Here is an 8,199-nt window from a genome sequence, read left to right as displayed (position 1 = left end):
GGAGAACACCCAGATGACCACGATCACCGAACCCGCGCTCGACCTGGCCGCTGAAGACGTCGCCACCGACGACATCCAGGACGCCGAGATCCGGTTGTTCAACACCGAGCCCGCGCGTCCGCTCATTCCCGGCGACACCATCGAGTGGGGCGGCGGCCGTCCGCTGCGGCTGCTCTACACGGGCCTGGTCCAGTACGGCTACGACGACGCGGTGGCCGCCAACGCGATGGCCGAGTCGATCGAGACCACCGACTCGAAGTTCTTCCGCATCAAGGTGAAGCAGGGCTGGACCTTCCACGACGGCACCCCGGTCACCGCGCACAGCTACGTCAACGCCTGGAACCACGTGGCGTACGGGCCCAACAACATGGGCAACCGCACGTACCTCAGCAAGATCGAGGGCTACGCCGACCTCAACCCCGAGTCCGGCACCCCCTCGACCGACAAGCTGTCCGGGCTCGAGCTGGTGAACGACTACGAGTTCACGGTCACCCTGTCCGAGCGGGCATCGGTGTTCCCGACGATGCTCGGGTACTTCGCGTTCTACCCGATGCCGGACGCGTTCTTCGCCGACCCCGAGGCGTTCGCCAAGCACCCCATCGGCAACGGCCCGTACATGTTCGTCTCGCACACCCCTGAGGTCGAGACCAAGTTCACCGTGTTCCGGGACTACAAGGGCAAGCACCGCGGCCACGTCAAGGACGTCACGTTCCGCGCGTACACCAACGACGACGAGGGCGCCTACCAGGACCTGGTGGACGGCAAGCTGGACTACATGGAGGGCCTGCCCTACGAGCGGGTCGCCGCCGGCGACCACACCGGGGACCTGGATGGCCGGTACGTCGACCGCAACTTCATGCACCTGCAGAACCTGTACTTCCCGCACTACCTGCCCGGCTACGACAACGCCGACCTGCACAAGGCCATCTCGATGGCGATCGACCGGGGCCGGGTGATCAAGGAGGCGATGAACGGCAAGCAGCGCCCGGCCGACGGGTTCTGCGTGCCCGGTGTGCTCGGCTACGTGCCCGGCCAGGGTGGCGAGTACTTCACCTACAACCCCGAGAAGGCCCGCGAGCACTTCGCGAAGTCCGGGTTCACCGGCCCGCTGACGCTGTTCGCCAACTTCGGTTCGGCCGCGGTGACCTGGATGCCGATGGTCTGCGAGATGATCTCCGAGACCCTGGGCATCGAGTGCACGATGAACCGCGAGATGCCGTTCGGCGAGTACCTGCCGCGCGTCGTCGGCCAGACGATGACCGGCCCCTACCGCCAGGACTGGCGCGCCGAGTACCCGTCCCTGGAGAACTTCCTGAGCCCGCTGTTCAAGACCGGCATGGCCGCCAACTACGCCGGGTACAGCAGCCCGGAGTTCGACGCCGCCATCGACGAGGCCGACGCGGCGCCCAGCGAGGAAGCCGCGATGGAGCTGTACCAGAAGGCGGAGCGGATCCTCGTCGAGACCATGCCCGCCCTCCCGCTCTGGCAGGAATGGTCGGTCAGCGGCTACTCGCGCAAGCTCACCAACGTGAAGGTCGACATCTTCACCGACCTGATCGTCACCGACGTCCGCGTAGCCGACGACGCCACTTCGTGACGCGTCCGCGGATGCGACCGGGCTGCCGCCACCCCCAGGGCAGCCCGGTTCGGGCGTCTATTGTGGACGCATGCCGCGCCGGGGTGTCACTCGCGCGGGTTGCGGCCGGACCTTGAACGGCGCCACCGCCAGAGCCGCGCATGCGGGGAGCACGAACAAGGTAAGCAGCAGCACCAGGATCACCTGGCCCATCCATCACCTCCATGAGCGTTTACCCGCGCACTGTGCACACGTTGGACCTGGGCCTTCGGTTCACGGGTTCACGGTTTGCGGGCGACTCCGCCGACGAGCAGGTGCTGCAACGGGGCCAGCGGCTGGACCCGGGGCCCGTCAGGCCACCATTCGGCCACCGGCACCAGGCCCGGTTCGACGAACTCCAGCCCGGCTGTCATCGCGGCGAGCTGCTCGGCGGTGCGGAACCAGCCGGTGCCGATCGTGCCGGTGAGACCGGCGGCCTGGACGCGGGCCGCCACGTCGTGCAGCTCGTGCCCCTCGCCGGGGTCGAGCATGTGTGCGAACACGACGTACGAGCCGGGTGCGAGAGCGTCGATCAGCACGCTCATGATCCTGGCCGGCTCGTACTCGTCGGCGACGTGGTTGAGGGTGGCGACCTGGAAGATCGCGACCGGCTGGCCGAAGTCGATGTACTTGTGGAGGGTGTCGTCCGCCAGCACGTTCTCCGGGTGGCGCCAGTCGATCTCCACCATGTGGGTCTGCTCGTTGTCCGCCAGCAACGCCCGCCCGTGCGCGATCACCAGCGGGTCGATGCCGACGTAGACGACGTTCGCCTCGCGGTTGAGCCGCTGGACGACCTCGTGCATGTTCTCGCCGATCGGCAGGCACGGCCCGAAGTCGATGAACTGGCCGATCCCGGCCCCGCCGGCGAGGAACCGGGCCGCGCGCATCATGAACAGCCGGTTGTCCATGGCCACCGCGGAAATCTCGGGGGCCTGCGCCGCCAGCTGGTCGCGCGCCTCCCGGTCGGCCTCGTAGTTGTCCTTGCCACCCAGCAGCGCGTCGTACACCCGCGCGATGTTCGCGGCATGAGGATCTGTCACGAATCGCCCTCTCAGACCATCGGACTCAAGCGTTCCGGCCAACCTATTGCCTGACCCGGGCCGGACACCACTCCGGCAGCGTCACCATCGGGAAGGATCAAGCGCCGGTACACCGACTACGGAGGATGGCGAATGCGCGGTCTGGAAGGAAAAACGGTGGTGGTCGCCGGTGGCGCGACGGGGATCGGTCGCGGCGTGGCGGTCCGGCTGGGCCAGGAGGGCGCCAAGGTCGTCCTGGGCGACCTGGACGGCGCCGGTGCGGACCGTGTGGCCGCCGAGATCACCGAGGCCGGCGGCAGCGCGCTCGGCGTTCAGTTCGACCTGGGCGACGACGAGTCGGTGAGCAGGCTGATCGAGACCGCGACCGGCGAGTACGGAACGGTGCACGGCTTGTACAACTGCGCCGCGGACACCTCCCCGGAGACCATGATCGCCGACACGTACCTGCTGGAAGCCGATCTGGGCATCTGGCGGCGCACGATGGAGATCAACCTGCTCGGCTTCGTCCGCACCTGCAAGGCCGTGCTGCCGATCCTGCTGGGCAACGGCGGCGGCGCGATCGTCAACACCTCGTCCGCCGCCGCGACCATCGGCGAACCGATACGGCCCGCCTACGCGGCCTCCAAGGCCGCGATCAACACCCTCACCCGGCACATCGCCGCCACCTGGGGCAAACAAGGTGTGCGCTGCAACAGCGTCGCGCCCGGCGTCGTGCTCACCGAGCGCCTCAAGCAGAACCCGCCCCAGGAGTTCCTGGACTGGGCCGCCTCCCTCGTCCGCGCCCCACGCCTCGGTGAAACGTCCGACATCGGCGCGGCCGTCGCGTTCCTGTTGTCCGACGACGCCGAATGGGTCAACGGTCAGGTGTGGCGGGTCGACGGCGGCCACGAGTTCCGAGAGTGAGCGGCCGTTACGGCGGCTACCGGCTCGCTCCCGGTTGTCGCATGCCGCGTTGATGCTGAACGACGAGGAAGCGCTCGCCGTGCTGCTCGGCTTGGTCGCGGGTCAGCGGGCCGGGCTGACGACGGCCGCGGGGCTGGCGGGCGAGGCCGCGGCGGCCAAGATCCGGCGCGTGCTGCCCGAGCGGCTCGGCCGCAGGCTCGACGCGGTGCTCGGCGCCCTGTCCTTCACCGCGCCCGCCGCCGAGCCGACCGCTGCGGAGACGTCGATCCTGCTCACGATCGCTGACGCGGTCAGCCACCACCGGCCCGTCTCGATCCGGTACACCGCCGCGACCGGGCGGCACAGCGAACGCACTTTGCATCCCTACGGGCTCGTCGCCCACTCCGCCCGGTGGTACCTCACGGGTGCCGATCCCGCGATCGGCCAGGACCGCACGTTCCGGCTGGACCGGATCGTCAGCGCCAGAACGCTACCCGGCTCGTTCCAACCGCCGACCGGCCTCGACCCGGCACAGCGCGTCCTGACCGGACTGGCCAGCGCCCCGTACCGGCACGAAGTGACCCTGCTGATCCAGGGCACCGCCGAGCAGATCCACACCCGGCTGCCCGCCAGCGTCGCGATCGTCACCGAGTCCGAGGGCTGGTCCTGGGTCGAACTGCGGGCGGAACGGCTCGACTGGCTGCCCGCCGTCCTCGCGTCGCTGGATCTGCCGTTCGCCATCGAGCGGCCACCCGAACTACGCGACCTCGTCGCGCGCCTGGCCGACCGGCTCACCCAGTCGGCCAGGCGACAGCCACCCCAAGTGTGACGGGGACGGTTACGCGAATGTCCAGTACACGTCCAGGCCGCCGCGGCGGACGCTGATCGACGCGAGCCTGGTGATGCCGAGCCTGTTCCCGTTCTGCTCGATCAGGTGCTGCACGAAGGCGCCGTTGCTGATCCCGAGCAGGGCCAGGAACGCGTCGTCCGGCCGTTCGGCCGCCGGGTAGGTGAATTCCTTGTCCTTCCAGGAAAGCAGTTCGCGACCGTAGATCATCACAATGCCCCCGTCCGGGGACGACACATGCTGGTGGCAGACGTATCTCAGCGGGTTCTTCGCGTCCAGCCGAACTTTCAGCACATTGTCCGCCAGCAGGGTGACGGCGTGGATGAGGTCGTTCTGGTTGTCCGCCTTGAGCAGCGGCGCGTCCGGCAGGTCCGTGCTTTTCGGGTTGACGAATCGAGCCCAGCGCTTGCGGCCGGCTTCGACCGCCTCCTGCCATGCCTTCACCACGACGTCTTTCGGAACCTGGGTGCGGTTGTCGCCCATGAACTCCAGGCCGTCGTAGCGGCCTGGCGTACGGCGGACGAGCTCGATCGTGCCGATGGTGACACCGTTGCCGAACGGGTCGACATCTCCTTCTATTCTTTGTTCGATCTCATTGCGGGGGCGTCCGTCGACGTCGTACTTGAGACGTTCCTTCTCATCGCTCCAGGAGAGGGCGACCTTCGTGAAGCCAAGACGCCCGAAGGGGTCCGTTTCCTTACGGGCGGCGGCACTCAAGGTCAGTTCCTTCAACGCGGCGCTGAGCTCCCGCGGATGTGTGATATTCGATGCGCTCATGCCGCAGTGGTCTGGGAAGTGGCCGCGTACGTTTCGGGCCGTGGCAAAACCGTTACCCGGCACAGTGTTTCGCGCGTTGTCCATTATGGACTTCCCTAAATGGCCCTCAAATGCTGCCTAACTCGGCATCAACGGCGTAACGCGCAGCGGTCAGGAAGTGAGGCCTCGCGCGTCAAGATCCTCGACGATCTCCCGGTAGCGCGGGTCGGAAGTCCCGCGGTGCTCGGCCGCGAACGCCGCCGCGGCGATCCCGGAGCCGACCGATCCACTGCTGAAGTCCTGCTCGACGAAGAACAAGTGCCCGCGCCACAGGACGAAGGACCGCACCCCACCCGAGTCCGGCCCGCCGACGATCCACTGCGCGTCGACATCCTCGAACCCTGGATCACCCGTGTACTCCACCGCCGCCACGATACCGACGTCAGGCTTCTGGACGGAGGGTGACTCGCGTTCGGCTCAATGTGTTTCGGCCGAACGCAAAAGCCGTAACGCATCGACCGGATCCGCCGCTGCACGGGTATGTCCCGACTGTTTTCAGTTCTGCTGGCAGTGATCACGGTACTGGTGGTCCCGGTTGGCGTGGCTCACGCCGACTATCCCATCGCTCACTTCACCTCACCTACCTCCGGAGCGAGCGTCGACGCCGGGACTCCCGTGCTGCTCGCCGGTGTCGCCGTCAATGGCGAGGCAGGCGGCGTGGTCTCGGTGGAGGTCTCGTCCGATGGGGGAGAGACCTGGGAGCAGGCCGAGTACGCGGACGAGACGTGGTCGTATCTGTTCACTCCCACCGAGCCTGGAACGGTGAACCTCTACTCGCGCGCTTCGACCAGCACCACCGTGGGTGTCGTCAACGGCCCGGTGGTCCTGCATGTCGGCGAGCCGGGCACCGTGACACCGCTGTCCGGCGACAGGCTCCGCCTCCCGTCGCTGCCCGGCAAGCCGCGGATCAACGAGGTGGACGACCAGCCGGTGGAGGTGGGCGTCCGCACCCGGCTCGACCAGGGCGGTCACATCACCGGGGCGATCATCTACCGTGGTTCCTACAGCGGCCCTGTCACGCTGCGGGTCTGGGGGCCGGACGGGACACTGCTCGGCGAGCAGGCCGCGGGATCCGAGGTCTACGCCCAACGCATCACGTTAAGCACCCCTGTCCCTGCAGTCGCGGGAACGGACTACGTCGTGTCCTACTACACGCCTTCAGGGGGATACGCGCAGACGGAGGAGTACTACTCCGGCGCGGTGATCACCGCGCCGTTCACCGCGCCACCCGCCGCGGGCGTCTACCACTACGGAGTCGACGGCGGATTCCCAACCGACACATGGCACAACGCCAACTACTGGGTGATGCCTCTGTTCGGCCCCTGATTCAGTGTGTGCACACGAAGCTTGAACTGGTGTCCGGGTCGCCGCTGCGATACCTGGGCCAGTCCGGGTACTCGCACAGGGGACGCGTGCGGTTGTGGCTGGTGTCGCTGACGATCGGGTTCGTGGGCGGCTGTCCTTGCTCGACCCAGCGCTCGAGCGCCGAGAGCGAGTCCCAGGCGGCGGCGAACGCGGGCGTGCCGAAGTTCGCGTGGTTCGCCCCCGGCACGACGTAGTACCGCGTCGACGCAAGGGTCGTCTCAGGGCCCAGTGTGGCGCGAACCCGTTGGTAGAAGTCGTTCGTGGAGCGGTGGGAGACCAGTTCGTCCGCGGCGCCGTGGAGCAGGATCAGCTTGCCGCCCGCCCGGGCGAACGGCCGGAGATCGGCGTTGTTGCGATCCTCTATTGTGGACAGCCGGCTGATCCGGCCGAGCCACCTCCCGGGATGCCGGGGATCCACGTCGAGTGAGTTGTGCTGCGGGTCGCGGGTCAGGAAGTACTTGACCCACTGGTCCCAGTACTGCATCCCGTAGCCGCTCGTCACCGGCATGGGGTTGGCCGGCGCGGTCGTGCCGAACCCGAGGAACGGCGTCCGCATGTCCGCACCCGAGAGGAACGGGAAGCCCGGGTACTGGGTCTCGCCGCTGGCGATCCGGTACGGCCACCGGAACGGCGAGGACATGGCGATCACGGAGGTGATCTGCGGATCGGACAGACAGGTTGGTCCGGTATCGGCGCCGCCCGGGCAGCGAAGCGTGCGGGGATCGAAATGGCAACCGCCGAGGTTCGAGATGACGTTGTCCTTGACGCCGTCCAGACCGTCACACGCGTTGATGACGCTGGTGTACAGCAGTCCCTGCTTCTCCGGGCCGGGGAACCCACCCGGACGGGACAGGACCTGCGCGAGGTAGCCCAGGTCCAGGATCTCGCTGAGGTTGTTCCAGGCGGGGAACGCGGAGATCACGCCGTCGAACGCCGCCGGCCACCGCTGCGCGACGATGAGAGCCTCGCGGCCGCCGGTCGAGCCCCCGGCGAAGTAGAGCTTGGCGGGCTTCGCCCCATAGGCGCGCCGGATGAGGAACAGGCTCGCGTCGCGCGTCTTCTTCAGCGCGTCCCCGGCCGCGAAGTTGGCCACCGCCTCGTCGTTCACACCGAACGACCCGTCCAGCGACGGAACGGCCGCCGGCCCCTGCTGATGGCCGGAGTCGCTGGCGAACGTCGCGTACCGCCGGGCCAACGGCACCGGCTGGTCCGCGGGGCCGAACGGCACATTCGACCCCACGTCGGGAATGGTGCCGTCGTAGCCGCCACCACCGAACATCATCGCCTTGCCGTTCCAGCCGTAAGGCAGTGCGACGCGCATCTTGATGTGGGGCGCGGACGGATCGACGGGGAAGATGTCGGCATCGGCCTGGCAGTACACTGTTGTCACGCCACTGACCACTTTGGTCACGACCGAGGCTGACCCCACCCGGCCGCCCGTGGTCGGCAGGCTCATCACCGAGGCGGGGATCTTCACCTGATCCAGCCCCGCACAGTCCGGCACCGACACCGAGTGGCCGTCGGTGATCGCCGTGGCGGGTCCGGCCCCGGACAGTCCGGTCGCCACCGCGATGGCCGCCAGCATCGCGAGCCGGCGAGTCCTTGCGCCCCATGCGGATGTTCTGCTCACGCTG

At 68.0% G+C, this 8,199-nt stretch carries 9 protein-coding genes; 4 read left to right on the top strand and 5 right to left on the bottom strand.

All coding sequences use genetic code 11. The annotated features are described in order from the left end of the window. Nucleotides 1-13: 13 nt before the first annotated feature. Nucleotides 14-1,597 carry an ABC transporter substrate-binding protein gene (locus tag AB0J95_RS38490; protein ID WP_364769560.1) on the top strand — a complete coding sequence of 528 codons (1,584 nt, stop codon included), beginning with the start codon at nucleotides 14-16 and terminating at the stop codon, nucleotides 1,595-1,597. A 57-nt stretch (nucleotides 1,598-1,654) separates the two neighbouring features. Here AB0J95_RS38490 and AB0J95_RS38485 read toward each other — a convergent pair whose 3' ends face one another. Beyond that, nucleotides 1,655-1,789, bottom strand: coding sequence for a hypothetical protein (locus AB0J95_RS38485; protein ID WP_364769558.1), 135 nt, complete (start codon nucleotides 1,787-1,789; stop codon nucleotides 1,655-1,657). A 68-nt stretch (nucleotides 1,790-1,857) separates the two neighbouring features. Continuing rightward, nucleotides 1,858-2,655, bottom strand: a complete 798-nt coding sequence (locus AB0J95_RS38480) for an SAM-dependent methyltransferase (protein WP_364769556.1) — start codon at nucleotides 2,653-2,655, stop codon at nucleotides 1,858-1,860. Nucleotides 2,656-2,787: 132 nt separating this feature from the next. On the opposite strand from AB0J95_RS38480, the gene AB0J95_RS38475 reads away from it, so the two are divergent. Next, nucleotides 2,788-3,558: an SDR family NAD(P)-dependent oxidoreductase gene (locus AB0J95_RS38475; protein ID WP_364769554.1), complete on the top strand. Its 771-nt coding sequence runs from the start codon at nucleotides 2,788-2,790 to the stop codon at nucleotides 3,556-3,558. 52 nt (nucleotides 3,559-3,610) lie between these two features. Next, nucleotides 3,611-4,366 carry a WYL domain-containing protein gene (locus AB0J95_RS38470; RefSeq protein ID WP_364769552.1) on the top strand — a complete coding sequence of 252 codons (756 nt, stop codon included), beginning with the start codon at nucleotides 3,611-3,613 and terminating at the stop codon, nucleotides 4,364-4,366. 9 nt (nucleotides 4,367-4,375) lie between these two features. On the opposite strand, the gene AB0J95_RS38465 is transcribed toward AB0J95_RS38470, so the two are convergent. Together AB0J95_RS38465 and AB0J95_RS38460 are read right to left on the bottom strand one after the other, a co-directional pair. After that, a complete protein-coding gene (locus AB0J95_RS38465; protein ID WP_364769550.1) occupies nucleotides 4,376-5,245 on the bottom strand; it encodes a hypothetical protein in 870 nt (289 codons plus the stop codon). A gap of 66 nt (nucleotides 5,246-5,311) precedes the next feature. Then, complete coding sequence (locus tag AB0J95_RS38460; RefSeq protein ID WP_364769548.1) at nucleotides 5,312-5,563, bottom strand: hypothetical protein; 252 nt, start codon at nucleotides 5,561-5,563, stop codon at nucleotides 5,312-5,314. A 147-nt stretch (nucleotides 5,564-5,710) separates the two neighbouring features. Here AB0J95_RS38460 and AB0J95_RS38455 point away from each other — a divergent pair, with 147 nt between their 5' ends. Continuing rightward, nucleotides 5,711-6,526: a DUF4082 domain-containing protein gene (locus AB0J95_RS38455; RefSeq protein WP_364769546.1), complete on the top strand. Its 816-nt coding sequence runs from the start codon at nucleotides 5,711-5,713 to the stop codon at nucleotides 6,524-6,526. A gap of 1 nt (nucleotide 6,527) precedes the next feature. On the opposite strand, the gene AB0J95_RS38450 is transcribed toward AB0J95_RS38455, so the two are convergent. Then, the gene (locus tag AB0J95_RS38450) at nucleotides 6,528-8,195 is read right to left on the bottom strand and encodes a tannase/feruloyl esterase family alpha/beta hydrolase (RefSeq protein ID WP_364769544.1); all 1,668 of its coding nucleotides are present in this window, start codon (nucleotides 8,193-8,195) and stop codon (nucleotides 6,528-6,530) included. Nucleotides 8,196-8,199 lie beyond the last annotated feature (4 nt).

Origin of the sequence: Actinocrispum sp. NPDC049592 (assembly GCF_040675465.1) — a bacterium.
Lineage (GTDB): Bacteria > Actinomycetota > Actinomycetes > Mycobacteriales > Pseudonocardiaceae > Kibdelosporangium.
Note: the sequence above shows the minus strand (reverse complement) of the source record. Positions and strands in the feature narration are given on the sequence as shown.

What these genes read in the sequence shown, in the direction of transcription:
- AB0J95_RS38490 (WP_364769560.1), top strand. Translation starts at nt 14, where the DNA reads ATGACCACGATCACCGAACCCGCGCTCGACCTGGCCGCTGAAGACGTC.
- AB0J95_RS38485 (WP_364769558.1), bottom strand. Translation starts at nt 1,789, where the DNA reads ATGGGCCAGGTGATCCTGGTGCTGCTGCTTACCTTGTTCGTGCTCCCC.
- AB0J95_RS38475 (WP_364769554.1), top strand. Translation starts at nt 2,788, where the DNA reads ATGCGCGGTCTGGAAGGAAAAACGGTGGTGGTCGCCGGTGGCGCGACG.
- AB0J95_RS38470 (WP_364769552.1), top strand. Translation starts at nt 3,611, where the DNA reads ATGCTGAACGACGAGGAAGCGCTCGCCGTGCTGCTCGGCTTGGTCGCG.
- AB0J95_RS38465 (WP_364769550.1), bottom strand. Translation starts at nt 5,245, where the DNA reads ATGGACAACGCGCGAAACACTGTGCCGGGTAACGGTTTTGCCACGGCC.